The organism is Sphingomonas sp. DC1600-2, assembly GCF_049897605.1.
GTDB lineage: Bacteria > Pseudomonadota > Alphaproteobacteria > Sphingomonadales > Sphingomonadaceae > Sphingomonas.
This window is the reverse complement of sequence record NZ_JAFCWO010000018.1, coordinates 1-14,930: the sequence shown is the minus strand read 5'-3', so window position 1 is coordinate 14,930 and position 14,930 is coordinate 1. Positions and strand designations below refer to the sequence as shown.

16 protein-coding genes are annotated in these 14,930 nt (G+C 59.9%); 14 read left to right on the top strand and 2 right to left on the bottom strand.

Going from position 1 to position 14,930, the window contains the following annotated elements; genetic code table 11:
• Positions 1-535 precede the first annotated feature (535 nt).
• From ACP7BL_RS16550 to ACP7BL_RS16525, 6 genes are all read left to right on the top strand, one after another.
• The gene (locus ACP7BL_RS16550) at positions 536-1,159 is read left to right on the top strand and encodes a superoxide dismutase (protein ID WP_137903132.1); all 624 of its coding nucleotides are present in this window, start codon (positions 536-538) and stop codon (positions 1,157-1,159) included.
• 110 nt (positions 1,160-1,269) lie between these two features.
• Complete coding sequence (locus ACP7BL_RS16545; protein WP_133722795.1) at positions 1,270-1,932, top strand: peroxiredoxin; 663 nt, start codon at positions 1,270-1,272, stop codon at positions 1,930-1,932.
• On the top strand, positions 1,910-2,602 hold the full coding sequence (locus ACP7BL_RS16540) for a carbonic anhydrase (RefSeq protein ID WP_249340887.1): 693 nt from the start codon (positions 1,910-1,912) through the stop codon (positions 2,600-2,602). Before ACP7BL_RS16545 ends, ACP7BL_RS16540 begins: the two co-directional genes overlap by 23 nt.
• Positions 2,599-3,015, top strand: a complete 417-nt coding sequence (locus ACP7BL_RS16535) for a hypothetical protein (protein WP_133722796.1) — start codon at positions 2,599-2,601, stop codon at positions 3,013-3,015. Before ACP7BL_RS16540 ends, ACP7BL_RS16535 begins: the two co-directional genes overlap by 4 nt.
• A 51-nt stretch (positions 3,016-3,066) precedes the next feature.
• On the top strand, positions 3,067-3,306 hold the full coding sequence (locus tag ACP7BL_RS16530; RefSeq protein WP_033967482.1) for a hypothetical protein: 240 nt from the start codon (positions 3,067-3,069) through the stop codon (positions 3,304-3,306).
• 54 nt (positions 3,307-3,360) lie between these two features.
• Positions 3,361-3,717 carry a hypothetical protein gene (locus ACP7BL_RS16525; protein WP_133722798.1) on the top strand — a complete coding sequence of 119 codons (357 nt, stop codon included), beginning with the start codon at positions 3,361-3,363 and terminating at the stop codon, positions 3,715-3,717.
• Positions 3,718-3,741: 24 nt separating this feature from the next.
• Here ACP7BL_RS16525 and ACP7BL_RS16520 read toward each other — a convergent pair whose 3' ends face one another.
• Positions 3,742-5,532, bottom strand: a complete 1,791-nt coding sequence (locus ACP7BL_RS16520; RefSeq protein WP_334685374.1) for a chloride channel protein — start codon at positions 5,530-5,532, stop codon at positions 3,742-3,744.
• Between the two features lie 75 nt (positions 5,533-5,607).
• Here ACP7BL_RS16520 and ACP7BL_RS16515 point away from each other — a divergent pair, with 75 nt between their 5' ends.
• From ACP7BL_RS16515 to ACP7BL_RS16485, 7 genes are all read left to right on the top strand, one after another.
• Entirely contained in the window at positions 5,608-6,018 is a 411-nt protein-coding gene (locus ACP7BL_RS16515) for a MarR family winged helix-turn-helix transcriptional regulator (RefSeq protein WP_033965543.1), read from the top strand.
• Between the two features lie 285 nt (positions 6,019-6,303).
• Positions 6,304-7,473, top strand: coding sequence for a cystathionine gamma-synthase (gene metB / locus ACP7BL_RS16510; protein WP_033965542.1), 1,170 nt, complete (start codon positions 6,304-6,306; stop codon positions 7,471-7,473).
• Between the two features lie 49 nt (positions 7,474-7,522).
• Positions 7,523-7,774 carry a hypothetical protein gene (locus ACP7BL_RS16505; RefSeq protein ID WP_033965541.1) on the top strand — a complete coding sequence of 84 codons (252 nt, stop codon included), beginning with the start codon at positions 7,523-7,525 and terminating at the stop codon, positions 7,772-7,774.
• A gap of 187 nt (positions 7,775-7,961) precedes the next feature.
• Complete coding sequence (locus ACP7BL_RS16500) at positions 7,962-10,028, top strand: FUSC family protein (protein ID WP_033965552.1); 2,067 nt, start codon at positions 7,962-7,964, stop codon at positions 10,026-10,028.
• Positions 10,025-10,249 carry a DUF1656 domain-containing protein gene (locus tag ACP7BL_RS16495; protein ID WP_033965540.1) on the top strand — a complete coding sequence of 75 codons (225 nt, stop codon included), beginning with the start codon at positions 10,025-10,027 and terminating at the stop codon, positions 10,247-10,249. The genes ACP7BL_RS16500 and ACP7BL_RS16495 overlap by 4 nt, the downstream gene beginning before the upstream one ends.
• 1 nt (position 10,250) lies before the next feature.
• Positions 10,251-11,150, top strand: coding sequence for an efflux RND transporter periplasmic adaptor subunit (locus ACP7BL_RS16490; RefSeq protein WP_033965539.1), 900 nt, complete (start codon positions 10,251-10,253; stop codon positions 11,148-11,150).
• Positions 11,144-12,571, top strand: a complete 1,428-nt coding sequence (locus ACP7BL_RS16485) for an efflux transporter outer membrane subunit (RefSeq protein ID WP_133722802.1) — start codon at positions 11,144-11,146, stop codon at positions 12,569-12,571. The genes ACP7BL_RS16490 and ACP7BL_RS16485 overlap by 7 nt, the downstream gene beginning before the upstream one ends.
• A gap of 489 nt (positions 12,572-13,060) precedes the next feature.
• Here the strand turns inward: ACP7BL_RS16485 and ACP7BL_RS16480 are convergent, their stop codons facing one another.
• The gene (locus tag ACP7BL_RS16480; RefSeq protein ID WP_033965537.1) at positions 13,061-13,498 is read right to left on the bottom strand and encodes a hypothetical protein; all 438 of its coding nucleotides are present in this window, start codon (positions 13,496-13,498) and stop codon (positions 13,061-13,063) included.
• Positions 13,499-13,698: 200 nt separating this feature from the next.
• On the opposite strand from ACP7BL_RS16480, the gene ACP7BL_RS16475 reads away from it, so the two are divergent.
• Positions 13,699-14,709, top strand: a complete 1,011-nt coding sequence (locus ACP7BL_RS16475) for a rod shape-determining protein (RefSeq protein ID WP_209612919.1) — start codon at positions 13,699-13,701, stop codon at positions 14,707-14,709.
• Positions 14,710-14,930 lie beyond the last annotated feature (221 nt).

Genomic DNA, 14,930 nt, shown 5'->3' with positions numbered 1-14,930 from the left:
ATATTCATTTGCATGATGACAATAGCAGGAGGAACGAGGGGTCGGCAAGGAGGCACGCCACCATGAAATATCCCGGACCGATCCGGCCTGCTCCGTCGTCGCGCCCTTTTCGCCGCTGGTGGCCGATCCTTTTAACGGTCGCGTGCGCTGCAGGAGGGCAGCTCATATACTGGCTTTGCGCGAGCGAAATCGTCAGTGCGGATACGATTACATTGGCGATCGTGATCGCGGTCCCGGTCGCGGCGTTTTTCCTCGCCGACGATGGCGCCAGGGCTCTTTTCCGCCGACCTACAAGCCAACAAGATGCCGTGCCGCCCTTAAAGCGCTCGTTGCTTCCACCAATCGGTCAAATGACGGACCTTCCTGTCGCCGGCGCGAAACGGCCCAAGGCAAAACCTCACAGCACGCACCTACGCGATGACCGGACGGTGACGAAGCCCCTCGCGATCGACGGTAAAATGCGTGATCCGACAGAGCGTGGAAGCAGCATGCCGGCATCGCCACATATTGGGCATCATCCATGGAGTTAACTGTCATGCCATTTACGCTTCCCCCACTTCCCTTCGATCGGTCTGCTCTTGAACCTGTGCTCTCGGCTGAAAGCTTTGACTATCATCATGGCAAACATCACAAAGCCTATGTCGATAAGGTCAATGGTTGGATCGACGAAAAGGGTCTGGCGGGTAAAACGATCATCGATATTGCGGCGTTTGCGAAAGAAGGTGGTGACAAGCCGCTGTTCAACAATGCAGCCCAAGTCTGGAATCACAGTTTCTTCTGGCAATGCCTCGCACCCATGGACTCGACCAAGCCGTCGGAGAAGCTCTTGAAGATGATCGAGAGCGACTTTGGTTCGCATCAAAATTTAATTCAAAAACTGGCGGCTGAGGCTGTCGGTCACTTCGCGAGCGGCTGGGCCTGGCTGATACTCGAAGGAGACAAGCTCAGGATCACATCGCTTCACGATGCCGATACGCCGATCGTGCACGGCATGACGCCGTTGCTGACCATCGATGTCTGGGAACACGCCTATTATATCGATTACCGCAACGCACGACCAAAATTTGCAGAAGAACTGCTGTCTAAAGTGGTCAACTGGGATTTCGTTTCGCGCAATCTCGACGGAGCGGGGGCGGCTCGGGTCGACCAGACCCAATAAGCGCCTCGGTTTTTTTACCGCAAAGATATCGCTGCAAACAACCAATAACATTCGTTTGTTGGAGGCGTATTGCGCGCGGATAAGGAGCCAAGCAAAAATGAGGAATGAGCATGAGTATTCAGCTCGGACAATTAGCGCCTGATTTTGATCAGAACAGCACCGAAGGACGCATTCGTTTCCATGAATGGCTTGGAGACTCGTGGGGCGTTCTCTTCAGTCATCCCAAGGACTTTACGCCGGTTTGCACGACCGAGTTGGCCGAGGTTGGTCGGCTCAAGTCGGAGTGGGACAGGCGAGATGTCAAGGTTATCGGCCTCTCGATCGATCCTGTCGAAGCGCACCGCATCTGGGAGGCCGATATCGAGTCTACTCAAGGGCAGCAGGTCAACTTCCCGATGCTCGCTGACAACGATCAAACGGTCGCGCAGCTCTATGGCATGATCCATCCGATGAGCGATCCGACCGTCACCGTGCGGTCCGTCTTCGTCATTGATCCGCTAAAAAAAGTCCGCCTCATCCTCACATATCCGCCAAGCACGGGGCGCAATTTCGTCGAGATTCTGCGGACGATCGACAGCCTGCAATTGACCGACCGACGCAGCGTCGCGACGCCTGTGAATTGGAAGCCTGGCGACCCAGTCATCGTCTCTCCGAAACTGTCGGACGAGGAAGCCTCGCGACAATTCCCACAAGGCTACGCGACGCTCAAACCATATTTGCGGATCGTCGATCTCGAGGGAGGTTCGGCCGGTGAGCAACCCGCTGCAGCCTGAATCAGTCGTACAAGCCGGCAATGATGATATCGCCGATTTGCTTGAACGAAACCGGCAATGGGCGGGCCGGAAGACCCAAAGCGACCCTCGCTTTTTCGCACGCCTCGTCGGTCAACAGAGCCCGCGATATTTCTGGGTGGGTTGTTCAGATAGTCGCGTTCCAGCAACCGAGATTGTCGATCTCGATCCAGGCGAAATGTTCGTCCACCGCAACATCGCCAATCTCGTGCCGGCCAGCGATACCAATTTCAACGCCGCTCTTTTGTTTGCCGTCAATGTGCTCCGCGTCCGGCATGTTCTGGTGGTGGGGCATTATGGCTGCGGGGGCATTCGCGCGGCTCGAAATGCCGTTGCGAACGACGCAATCGGTTCGTGGCTTGCACCCGTCAGAGCCCTATACTGGCAACATCGCACTGCGCTTCATGCTTTACCGGATGAGCAGGCACGCGAGGATCGACTGTGCGAGCTCAACGTCATCGCCCAGGTTGAGCAGGTCTGCGCCAATGCTGTGGTCGAGCAAGCATGGCGAGATGGTCACGACCTGAGGGTACATGGGCTTATCTACGCTATCGGCGACGGCCTCCTGCAAAGTGTTTGCGAGCCAGTCTCGCGCATCCCCGTGGGTAAGGCTCATGTCCGCGACGATGATGATGACGAGAATATATTGTGAGCGATCAGACGCTCTGTGCTGCAGGAACCTCGAACCTGGCCCGAGAATGCCGGGATCTCGCCCACCTTTGCGAGGCGACAAGCGCGGCCAGCCGGGAACTGGACGGTCGAATTGCCCGAACGGTATTTCCCGGACTGGTGGATCTGGAAGAACTTGAGATAGCGGTTTGGCGCTATGGCGACGGTAGCCGCGTTCGCGCGCTACGATATTCCGGCGAGAAGGCAGCGGCGGCGACCCTCGTTCCACCGGGCCACTGGATGGAACGCGATGCGAATCTGCCCGATCGCATCTGGATCTACGGGCCCGGCAGCGACGATGCAGTTTCGGCGAGGCATGTTCTGGAACCGCTGGCGATATCCGCCGCGTGCTTGCGCATGCACGCGCGGCTCAAGGGGATGTCACCGTCAAGGTGATTATTCTCATTCCGTCATTTTGATCATCATCCCCCTTCTGGAGAAAGAGAAATGCTCGTCACCGTCTATCACGGCGTTGACGTCGGTACCGCCAAAGACAAGGGCGCAATGCATTTTGACGCCCTGCCTTCGTGCGGTGAAGAGGTCGAGATCGACCGCAAGGCCTACGTCGTTGGCAGAGTGTGGCATCTTCCGAGCGCCCGCTTTGCTGGCGCGAAGCTCGCCATTCTGATCAACGAGGCAGTCGATGAAGCGATCATGTCGCGCACGCCTGCCTTGGCCAGCGCCTAGACCGTGCGCTCGTGGCTTATATCGCCGCAGTGGCTACCAGTTCTGGTTGTCGGCTTGGCTACCTCCGCAGTATATGCTGGCACCCCTGAGCATCCGGCCGCTCCGACTTTGCGGTTCGCGGACATTGAGACAGCTTTTGGCCAAACGGACCAATTGCCGGCAGCGCAAGCTGCTGTCGCCGCCGCCCTACCGATCGGCATGCCGCTACCGGATGCCCAAGCGATATTGGTGCGTGCTGGTGCGCGCTGCCAGCCGCAACGCCGTAATCCTGAAGTGATCGAGTGCGTCTACTCCCAGAGGACCACTATCGATGATTATTACGCTGCGGACATCGTCTGGACGACGGCGCTGCACGGCGAAGGCGCGCGGGTCGCACAAATCTCGATCCGTCGCGAACTTGATAAGCACTGATTCCCGAGAGGCTTCTATGCCGTTCTACAGTGCAGTTTCTGGCGCTTTGCTCGACGGACTGACAAAACGGGCACGACCGGTTTCCGATTGGCGATGCGCGCTGCGTGCCTTCAACAGATCCTGGCGGGAAAGAATGCCGACGACGCGGCGGCTGCCCGGTTCGACGATCGGTATCCGGCCGACCCCGGAATCGACCATGAGGTCGGCCACCACGCCGATCGGCGTCGCGGGGTAGGCGACAAGAAGCGATGCGTCGGAGAGCGTTTCGGCAAGGCTGGTATCGGCGGGATGCTCGCCAACCTGCCACCGCAAGGCATCCGTTCGGGAGACGAGGCCAAGCAGCGCATTATCGTCATCGACAACGGGATAGCTACGATGATCCGCACCATCGGCAAAGAAGGTTGCGGCCGTAGCGATCGTCATTGTACCCGGAAGCGTGGCGGGATCGCGTGTCATCAATTGAGCGGCTTGCACGAGGTCCAGTGGATCAACGCTGTATTCCTGGAGAATGTGGCGACCCCGCCGCGCAATTTTTTCGGTCAGGATCGATCGACGCATCAACAGGACGCTGACGGCATATGCGCAGGCTGCCGCCGTGACGGTAAGCGGCAGAGCGTCGAAATGGCCCGTGAGTTCAGCGGCAAAAAGGGCGCCGGTAATGGGCGCCCGCATGGCACCACTCATGATGCCTGCCATGCCGATCATGGCCCAGAAGCCGGGGCCACCTGGCAGGAGATGTCCGAGCAGACACCCGGCCGCGCCGCCCAAAATCAGCAACGGCGCCAGCACACCGCCCGATGTCCCCGAACCCAGCGCTACGAGCCAGACGACCGCCTTGACGACGAGCAGCGCAACGACGACCCGCGTTGTCAGCGACCCGTCCAGCAAGGCCTGGATGCTCTGATAACCTGCGCCCAGCACATGGGCATCGATCAGGCCGCCGAAACCAACCACGATGGCGCCGATTGCCGGCCACCACATCCAGTGAACTGGCAGTCGGTGAAACAGATCCTCGACGCGGTAGAGGGATGTCGAGAGCAGGGCCGCCTCGAGTCCCACGACAATACCAACGCCCGCCGCCGCCGCGATTGGCCAAAGGCCCGTCGGGGTGAGCGCGACAAACGGAAACATGGCGCCGCTGCCAATCAGCCAGGGGCGCCATGCAAACGCAACTATAACACCGACCACGACCGGCACGAAGCTGCGGGGTTTCCATTCGAAGAGCAGCACCTCGATCGCCAGCAGAATCGCGGCGAGCGGCGTACCAAAGATCGCCGTCATCCCGGCTGCGGCGCCGGCCACGAGCAATGTCTTGCGCTCGGCCGCGCTCAGATGAAAGCATTGCGCGAACAGCGATCCGATCGCGCCGCCGGTCATGATGATCGGTCCTTCCGCGCCGAAGGGGCCGCCGCTGCCGATCGATACCGCAGACGAAAGCGGCTTCAGGATCGCGACCTTGAGCGACAACCGGCTCTCGCCATACAAGATCGTCTCGATCGCCTCGGGGATACCATGCCCACGAATTTTATCGGAGCCATAGCGGGCCATCAGCCCGACGATCAGGCTCCCGATGATCGGAATGGCGATGATCCACAATCCGACGGTGGTATCGGTTATAGATACCGATTGCGCCGAAAGCCGCCCAAACCAGAACAGGTTGGTAGCGATCGCGATCAGGCGGATCAGGATCCAGGCGCCGAGCGCGCCGCCCGTGCCGACGACGAGCGCCATGGCGGCGAGCATGAGCATGCGCCAATTCGCGCTATGGTCGGCCAGACGATGTGTTTCTGATATGGCTTTTGCTGCGGACGTCATGAATCGCCTTTGATACGGGGTGGGCGATCCGTTATATCGCAGTGCGATATAATTCAATGGGTGAGATGGGGTTGCATGACAAATAGCGTTGCGTTGACGGATGAGGATTACATTGCGCTGGCCGACTTTCGCCATGCGTTGCGTCGTTTCCAGGCATTCAGCGAGGCGAATGCGACGAATGTTGGTCTCACGCCCCAACAGCATCAGGCCTTATTGGCAATCCGCGCGGCGTCTCCGGCCGAGGTGACCGTCGGCATTATCGCCGAGCGGCTTATCCTCAAGCCGCATAGCGCAACCGGACTGGTTGATCGACTGGAGGCGCTTGAGCTGGTTACCCGGCACGAGGCAAGCGTCGACCGCCGTCGGGCAATGCTTCGGCTCACACCTAAGGCGGAAACGATGCTCGCTGCTTTATCTGCGACCCATTGCGAGGAGATCCGTCGGCTGAAACCTCTCCTTGCGGATCTATTGGCCAAATTCGGTTAGGGTGGCTCCACGCAGGTAAATCCACAAAATATTGCTATTAACCGGCAATAATACTCGTTTGTCTTATGCTCATGTTACCGTCAACCTGTTCGCATACGAATTGCCCCCCAATAAACGCGCCCGGAGAGGATTCTGCTTTGGCAGACCGGAGCGCGCGGGGGCCACAATGTTGAGGTTGTGCAGATAATGACGAAAACCGACTCTCCAGGGCACATCCAGATCCTGGGACAAAGGTGTCTCGCTCGGGAGTGTCCCGCCGCGAAGTGAGCGAAGGGCGCCAGCGCAATGACTGAGAATCTTTCCCCGGGGCGCCCTGCTCTGGAAACAATCGCTGCCTCGCATGGAGTCGCGAGCGATACGGCCTTCGGCGCGGTAACGCCGCCGCTCTACATGTCCAGCACCTATACGTTCGAAGGCTATGACCAACCGCGTGCTCATGATTATGGCCGATCCGGCAATCCTAGCCGCGATCTGCTCGCCGACGCACTTGCAAAGCTTGAGGGTGGCGCGGGGGCCGTCATTACCTCGAGCGGCATGGCCGCGATCGATCTCCTTCTTGGTCAATTTGGCCCCGATGATCTCGTCCTCGCGCCTCACGATTGCTACGGCGGCACCTATCGCCTGTTGAATGCGCGCGCCGAACGCCGCCAGTTTCAGGTCGTCTTCGTCGATCAGTCGAATGACAGGGCACTCGATGCCGCGCTTGAGGACGTGCCGGCCCTCGTTCTGATCGAAACCCCGAGCAACCCCCTCATGCGGATCGTCGATATAGCGGCGATCGCCGCCAAGGCCAAAAGTGCCGGTGCCGCGGTTGCTGTCGACAACACCTTCCTTTCGCCCGCGCTGCAGCGACCGCTGACGCTCGGCGCCGATTACGTCATTCATTCCACGACCAAATATCTGAATGGCCACTCCGACGTTATCGGTGGCGCGATCATCGCGGCTGATCCCGCACAGGTCGAGGTGCTGCGTAAATGGGCGAATGTCGTCGGCTCCATCGGCGCGCCCTTTGACGCCTGGCTCACCTTACGCGGCTTGCGTACGCTGTTTCCTCGCATCGAACGGCAGCAACTGACCGCAACCGTGATCGCCAATCATCTCGAGCATCATGCTGCAGTGGCGCGGGTGCATTACCCGGGTCTCAAATCCCATCCAGGCCACACGATCGCCCGCCGTCAGCAAAGAGGCTATGGCGCGATGCTCAGCTTCGAGCTTGTCGGTGGTGTCGAGGCGGTCCGTCGCTTTATATCGCATGTTCGTATGTTCACGCTGGCGGAATCGCTCGGAGGCGTCGAAAGCCTCGTCGCACACCCTGCGACGATGACCCATGCAGATATGGGTGATGAGGCCCGCCGCATCGCTGGCATCAGCGATGGCCTGCTGCGTCTGTCGGTTGGCCTGGAAGATGAAAGGGATTTGATCGCAGGGCTCGATCTTGGGTTGTCCGCATGTTGAAGCGACGACTCACCGCCGAATTCGACCACTAGGCGAAAGGAGGCGAGCCATGCCCACAGCTGTCATACTCATCGATCTACTGGGGCTAATTCTGATCGTTCTGGGATTCCATCTGGCGTTCCGCCAGAATCTGGTGCGCCGATGGTGGTCAGTGCTGCGCCATGAATGCCATGCGCCGGCTCGCTTGCAACCGCTGACCGACGAGGATCCCGCCCGCTATGCAATGCGCATTTCTGGAGTGATGATCCTTGCTTTTGGTGTCGCGATAACCCTCCTGTTCACGCTTTCCCACCTCCGCTGAGGTCGCTGGTGATGTTCACCCCAAATGCGCGTGGAGACGTACCGCAATATATTTGCGCTATGCCATAAATATTTTGAACTTCGGAGACCGGCTTCCGTGAGGCAATAGGCGCTCGTCTTCGGACGATGTTCTCACAATGACCGTCGCTTTTGCCGTCGGTCTGTACAGCGACGCGATAGCCATCTTCATGCCAGTACAGACTAGCGCGGGCGCAGCGCAGCCCTTCTTCGCGATCGACTCTCAGAAGTTTCTCTTTTCCTTCAGCAGTTATATTGCTGCAGCGGCTACGCTTGCGATCGCCTTTTCCGCAAGCTTGCCGCGCCCATGGTGGGCACTTCTCACCGTCTACGTCACCGCGCAACCTATGGCAGGGGCCTTCAGGCCCAAGATCTTCTATCGTCTCGGCGGTATAGTGACGGGTGCTGTGGTTACGGTCGCGCTGGTTCCGAACCTGCAGAATTCGCCCGAGCTTCTGATATTATGCCTGGCGGCCTGGACAGGCTTTTGCATCTATCTTGCCGTTCTCGACCGTACGCCGCGTGCCTTCCTGTTCCAGATGGCAGCGTTCAGCTCAGCCGTGATCAGTTTCCCTTATCTCGACGACCCGGGTAATATCTTCACCACAACCATATCCCGGGTCGAGGAAATGACGGTGGCCATCGTCTGCGTTTCGATCGCGCACGCCCTGCTCCAGCCATGGAGCGCCACCCCGGTCATCCGCAGCAAGGCGGAAGCGTTTCTCGCGCATGCGTCCCGCTGGACCGCCGAGGCGCTTGGAAGCCGCCATACGGCGCTGGAATATGAGCATCGTCGGACCCTTGCCGCCGACGTGACCGAACTTGGCATGATCGCCATCCACCTTCCGTTTGATCAACGCGCGGCGCCAGCAACGCGACGGTTGGTTCTGAGCCTGCAAGAACGTCTGGCAACGGTGCTGCCACTGGCATCGGCTGCAGCAAACCGGCTCGACCTTCTGCGGGAGCTTTCGCCGCTCGACGCCCCGCTTGAGGCGCTGATTGACGACGTCATCCTCTGGCTTGGGGGCGTGATCGACACGCCTGGCGCTGTTGAGCGTGCGCTTGTTGATCGGTGTCGATCCCTGGCAGCTCTTCATGAACAAACAGCCGACTGGGAGGGGCTTTTGGTCGTCAGCGTCTGCGAGCGCGTGGCTGAGTTTCTGGAAGCGCTGGATGACAGCCGCCGGCTCGTCCAGCAAATTGGGGGTGCGCCCGAAGGGCCACAGCCTGTCACGCCGGAAACGGTTAGCGAAAGCTACCCGCTTGCGCGGGACCATAGCGTCGCGGCGCTTGCTGGGCTCGCAACAGCCACGGCGATCGCGCTCTATTGCGCAGTGTGGATTCTTCTGGCCTGGCCCAATGGATCGGCCACGGCTGCCTTTGCCGCGTTAATCACCTGCTCGTTCGCGGTGCAGGACGACCCGGCGCCCGTGATTGGCCGTTACCTTGGCGCGACGCTGATGACATTCCCTCTGGCGGCGCTCTACCTGTTTGCGATCTTGCCGCGTGTCGATGGCTACGGAATGCTGATCGTCACTCTTGCGCCAGCGCTGCTCTGGATGGGGTATATCCAAGCCGACCCGCCGCGGTCCGTACGGGCTTTACCGATGTTTTCCTGTTTCATCGTCGGCCTTGGTTTTCTGGCGCGCTTTCAGGCGGACTTTGCCGTGTTCATCAACACCGGGCTTGCCCAGGTGGGGGGTGTCGTGACCACGCTCGCCGTGACCAAGTTGTTTCGTTCGACCAATGTGCTGTGGACGGCGCGCCGGATCGTACGGGGAAATTGGGCTGATCTCGAGCAACTCGCTAACATTCGCAGACCGTTCGAAGCCGAACGCTGGACGGGCCTGGCAGTCGATCGGCTGGGACAGATCGCGGCGCGCATGGCGGTTGCGCCCGCCGGCGATGCGCTACACGAGACCGATGGTCTTGCCGACCTGCGTATCGGCCGGAACATCATCCCGATCCGGCGCGCGCTGGTCGCCGTGCCCCATGACGTCCGTCACGCCCTCGGCATGGTGCTGTCTGAGACATCCTCCTTATTTCGCGCGCGCCGACAAGCCGGTGAAGCCGTGTCACCCCCGGTGTCTTTGCTTGAAGCGATCGATGCAGCAATCGACGATATGCTTGCGAGCGCGCAGCTTGCGCCACGCCATCAAGCGCTGCTGGCGCTCGTCGGCATGCGGTGCAACCTGTTCCCGGCAGCGCTGCCTTTCGAGAGTGCGCGCGCGCGATGATCGAGGAACTGCATCTCTTTGGCATCTATATGCCAGCCGCGCTCGTCTGGGCGGTTGTAGCGGGAATCCTCGCTTATTGTCTTCGCAATCTGCTGCAGCGCCTCCCTTTCTCCCAATTGCTTTGGCACCCGGGCGTTCTCGAGCTGGCGCTGTTCGCGACGCTTTGGTGGGCTCTGACCTTCCTTGCCGACAACTTCCTCTCCCGTGCTCTGGTATCCTGATATGATCCATCGTCGTTCCCTTCTGCGCACAGCGGTCACCGCGCTGGTGATCTGCATCGTGCTCGCGGCAATCTACGCCTTGTGGATGCGCTACCAGGTTGAACCGCTGACGCGTGACGGCAAGGTTCGGGCCGATCTCGTGCCGGTCGCCGCTGATGTCAGTGGGCTTGTCACCGAAGTGCGCATCCGTGACGATGAATTCGTGCGCAAGGGCCAGATTCTGCTGGTCATCGACCGCCCACGCTATCAGCTGGCACTCGATCAGGCTGACGCGAACCTGGCGACCCAGCGGGTGAGCCTGGCGCAGGCCGCGCGGGAGGATCGTCGCAATCGTTCGATGACCGAGTTGCTGGCGGCCGAGGTGATCGAGCAGGGGCGGGCGCGGGTCGATGCCCTTAGGACTGGACTGGATCAGGCCATTGCCGCGCGCAATCTGGCGCGGCTCAATCTGGATCGTACCTATGTACGTGCGCCCGTCGACGGGACGGTGTCGAACATGACGCTACAGCCTGGCGTCTACCTGAACGCCGGAAAGCCAGCGGTCGCGCTTGTCTATGGCCAGTCGCTGCGGGTGGAGGGGTATTTCGAGGAAACGAAATTGCCCGCTATCCATCTCGGCGATCCCGCGAGCGTTTACCTGATGGGCGTCGCCGACGAAATCACCGGTCATGTCGAAAGCATCGCCGCCGGGGTCGAAGATCGCGAACGCGCCGGGGGGGAAGCACAACTTGCCAACGTCAACCCGTCCTTCACCTGGGTCAGATTGGCGCAGCGCATTCCTGTGCGAATCAAAATCGACAAAGTGCCCAGTAATGTCCGGCTGATCCCGGGCCAAACGGCGACCGTGATCGTTCATGCCCGCGCTGTCGATGTGCCCGGTCGCCGGAGCCTGCCATGGTGAACCTTCGCCGGCTGCTGGCGCCGCTCGCGCTCTTCTGCCTGTCCGCCTGCGCAACCGTTGGCCCGAATTATCGGATGCCGGACGAGGCCCTCGTCAACGCGCCAAAAGGGCAGGGCGCGTTTATATCCGGCGGGCAGGGGACCACTAACGATCCGCTACCCGATCAATGGTGGAAGCTATTCGACGACCAGGTTTTGAACCGTTTGATCGAACAAGCGCTCATCGCCAACACCGATCTGCGGGTTGCCGAAGCCAATCTTCAGCGCAGTGACGCGCTGCTCGCCGAGGCACGAACCGGTCGAGAGGTCGGAGGCACCGCAAATCTGGAGACGAGCTGGGCGCAGCCTTCAGCAGAAGCGGTCATGCAACATGTCCAACCGCCGGAACATCAGATCTACAATGGCGGGCTTTCGATCAGTTACGACCTTGACCTGTTTGGCGGGATCCGGCGCGGTGTCGAGGCAGCCACCGCCGAGGACGAAGCCGCGGTTGCCGCCCGCGATCTGGTCCGGATCAACGTCGCGGCCCAGACAGCGCAGGCCTATGCCGATGTCTGCAACGCCGGGCACGAGATCGCGGACCTTCGCCAGCTAATTGCTGTACTGGACGAAGACCTGCGCCTCACCCGCCTTATGATTGCGCATGGCCGTGCGCCGAAGTTCGAGCAGGATCGCCAGCTAAGCCTGCTGGCAAACACCAGGGCGCGCTTGCCCCGCATGGAAGCAGGCCAGCGGAACGCTGTATTCCGCATTGCGACGTTGATGGGACGGGTGCCTGCAGAATTCGATCACGGCCTGCTAGGATGTCACGCGCCGTTGGTGCTGCGCTCGCTGATGCCGGTTGGGGACGGACAGGGGCTGCTCAAGCGACGACCCGATGTTCGCGCGGCCGAACGCCGATTGGCTGCGGCGACGGCACGGATCGGTATAGCAACGGCCGCGCTCTATCCCGACATCAAACTCGGGGCTTCGCTTGGCTCCACCGGCGCTGCGACAGACCTGCTATCGTCGTTGACCAATCGGTTTGGCATTGGCCCATTGATCAGCTGGAACATCCACCGAAGCGCAATTCGGGCGCGAATTTCGCAGAGCGAGGCGCAGACACGCGCTAATCTCGCGGCCTTTGACGGCACGGTGCTGAGCGCCTTGCGGGAGGTGGAAAGCGCACTGAACAACTATGCGGCCGATCTTGTGCGACTGGAAGATTTGAAAGCGGCACGCGATGGCGCGGTACAGGTTTCCGAGCGAACGGCCGCTTTGCGGCGGGGTGGCAAGCTGGGAGGTCTGGTTGCGCTGGATGCCCAGCGCAGTCGGATCATTGCCGAGCAAGCCGTTACAGCCGCGCAGACCGATATCAATCGCGATCAGATTGCGCTTTTTTTGGCCCTCGGGGGAGGATGGTCAACACCGTCAAAGCAATGAGAAAACTGCACACGTCGGTTGTTCGCGGCCATGAGATCGACAAAATGCATCAGCCCTGTCTTTGACGGGGTGCAGCAGCGCCTGATCCTGTCTTCGCGCGTCGCGTTATCCAACCAATGTACCCGAGCACGACGAGAGCAGCTACCGCCGCAACGATTAGGCCGGTGGTTGTCACAATATCGGTCCTTTGTTTTAAGCTCCCCCGCGAATTCGGTTCCCTAAAGCTTTGTGTGCCTGTCGTTCAGTCGTTCGAGCATTTTCGTGATGGCAGTTTCGCCTCTGACACCGAGCGCTACTACGGCAACTCGAAGGACTTTCCTGTGCTCCGCTGATCCGGGGACAAGCATCGACGACCGCCGCGTCTTTGCGTCCCGGGTCTCATTCCACACGCGAGCGGCAACCAGTTCGATCTCCTGTCGCTCCGGCAAGCGCGTTTCGTTGATGCATGCCACGATCGCAGGATAGATGGCCAAGGTACGTGGCATTACGTCATCCTTTCAGGTGATTTCGATCCAGGAATTTGGCTCCCCGCGTGGATGGTAATGCGCCACTCTCAGACGAAGGGTGTGCATCGGGACTCGCGTTTCGTCCTTTTGATTTGTGGCGTTCGCGCCAGTCGCCGCCTTCGGCCCAAACGAGCATGCCCGCGATTGCGCTAAACAGAACCACCATGCGCAGGAAGTCGCTCGATCTGAGGGCACCACCAGAAACTGCCACGAGCAAAACCAGCATGGCTGGCGGCCCCCATTCGGGATGGCGGACGACCTTGAAGGCAGTCCAGCCCAGCCATGTAAGCACCAGTGCGGCTGCTAGACCGCCCAAGACTGCCGTGATTGCTTCAAAAGCGATATCAAGCATGTTCATCGAATGTGGACGGGTCAGTTCGCCACCGATTCCGGTGACTCGCTCGACCGCAATCCCCTCCATTTCTGCTTCTCATTATATATCGCGTTACGATATAAATAGCAAGACTGAGAGGGTGAAGTTTCTATCGTTAAGGAAAGGCGGCACCACAACAAGCTGAGCGAACCGACCTGAACGCTGGCAGCATGTCGGGCTACCGTGGTGTTAACGCACGCGATGCCCACGAGGAATACAAACCAGCTAGATTCTGCTAGCGCGTCCTTATGACAACGACACAGCATGCAGCCCTCAAAAGAGGTGCTGCCGACCTTGCGATCGATTTTGGAACAGCGAACACGCGGATCTATGTGCGCGGTTCTGGAATCGTGTTCGAAGAACCCTCGCTTTGCTGTTTCAGCGATGAGACCTGGGAACCGAAGTTGCTCGCTGTTGGTGAAGCCGTCACTCGCATCGTCGGTCGAACGTCGGGGCCGCTTCGCATAGCGCGTCCCTTGGCCCGTGGGGTGTTGAACGACATCGAAGCTGGCCGCGAAATGTTGCGCCATGCGATCCATGCAAGCATCGGTCGCCGTCGACTCCGATCACCGCGCGCGATCATCGGAGTGCCCGCCGATGCGACACATGCCGAGAGAACCGCCTTGGTAACAACCGCCAACGATGCCGGTGTCCGCGTTGTTGAACTGGTGCCCGAGCCGCTCGCAGCAGCGTTCGGGGCGGGACTACCCGTGGAAGAGCCGGAAGGTTCGATGCTCATAGAATGTGGCGCCGGGACGACGGAAGTCGGCGTGCTCTCACTTGGTGCACTTTGCGTTCAACGGTCGGTGCGTATCGGCGGGCATGCCCTAAACCAGGCTATCATCGATCATCTTCAGTCCAGGCATAAGTTTCTGATCGGGCAAGAAACAGCCGAACGCGTAAAGCTGGAGATCTCTGAGCGACTCTTTGACGATCAATCCAATACGTCGGATCTGGAATTGAAAGGCCATAACGTTTTGTCGGGAGGCCCCGCTACTTTTTGTGTCAGCGCGCAAGAATTAATCGGCGTTATCGACCGCCATGCGGCTCTTATCGTAGACGTTGTTCGAGACGCTTTGAACGAGACACCGCCAGAGCTATCCCGCGATATTCATGATCGCGGGATCTACCTCAGCGGTGGCAGTGCCTCAGTGAAGATTCTTCAGCATGCTATAACGCAGGCGACAGGCCTGCGAACGCACGTCGCCGACGAACCCCTTCGCTGCGTCGCGAAGGGTCTTGGCGCTATGATGGTCTGAAGTCGGGCAGGGCTCGATCGCGCATCACTGAGTTTTAGCACTATCAGGCTGCTCGATATTCGCGATCGGCCGTCACGGGGTCAGTACATAGAACGGACCCAGATATACGCTCTCATGACTGCCATCCGAGACGCTGGCCGAGTTTACCTTGTCGCTGGCCGCAAGACCAGCGTTCGCATTGACCTTGGCGGGTGTGCCGCGGACGCCTGATCGACGACGAT

Coding starts and splice junctions, on each gene's coding strand:
- ACP7BL_RS16550 (WP_137903132.1), top strand. CDS start 536: ATGCCATTTACGCTTCCCCCACTTCCCTTCGATCGGTCTGCTCTTGAA.
- ACP7BL_RS16545 (WP_133722795.1), top strand. CDS start 1,270: ATGAGTATTCAGCTCGGACAATTAGCGCCTGATTTTGATCAGAACAGC.
- ACP7BL_RS16530 (WP_033967482.1), top strand. CDS start 3,067: ATGCTCGTCACCGTCTATCACGGCGTTGACGTCGGTACCGCCAAAGAC.
- ACP7BL_RS16520 (WP_334685374.1), bottom strand. CDS start 5,532: ATGACGTCCGCAGCAAAAGCCATATCAGAAACACATCGTCTGGCCGAC.
- ACP7BL_RS16515 (WP_033965543.1), top strand. CDS start 5,608: ATGACAAATAGCGTTGCGTTGACGGATGAGGATTACATTGCGCTGGCC.
- metB (WP_033965542.1), top strand. CDS start 6,304: ATGACTGAGAATCTTTCCCCGGGGCGCCCTGCTCTGGAAACAATCGCT.
- ACP7BL_RS16505 (WP_033965541.1), top strand. CDS start 7,523: ATGCCCACAGCTGTCATACTCATCGATCTACTGGGGCTAATTCTGATC.
- ACP7BL_RS16500 (WP_033965552.1), top strand. CDS start 7,962: ATGCCAGTACAGACTAGCGCGGGCGCAGCGCAGCCCTTCTTCGCGATC.
- ACP7BL_RS16495 (WP_033965540.1), top strand. CDS start 10,025: ATGATCGAGGAACTGCATCTCTTTGGCATCTATATGCCAGCCGCGCTC.
- ACP7BL_RS16490 (WP_033965539.1), top strand. CDS start 10,251: ATGATCCATCGTCGTTCCCTTCTGCGCACAGCGGTCACCGCGCTGGTG.
- ACP7BL_RS16485 (WP_133722802.1), top strand. CDS start 11,144: ATGGTGAACCTTCGCCGGCTGCTGGCGCCGCTCGCGCTCTTCTGCCTG.
- ACP7BL_RS16480 (WP_033965537.1), bottom strand. CDS start 13,498: ATGGAGGGGATTGCGGTCGAGCGAGTCACCGGAATCGGTGGCGAACTG.
- ACP7BL_RS16475 (WP_209612919.1), top strand. CDS start 13,699: ATGACAACGACACAGCATGCAGCCCTCAAAAGAGGTGCTGCCGACCTT.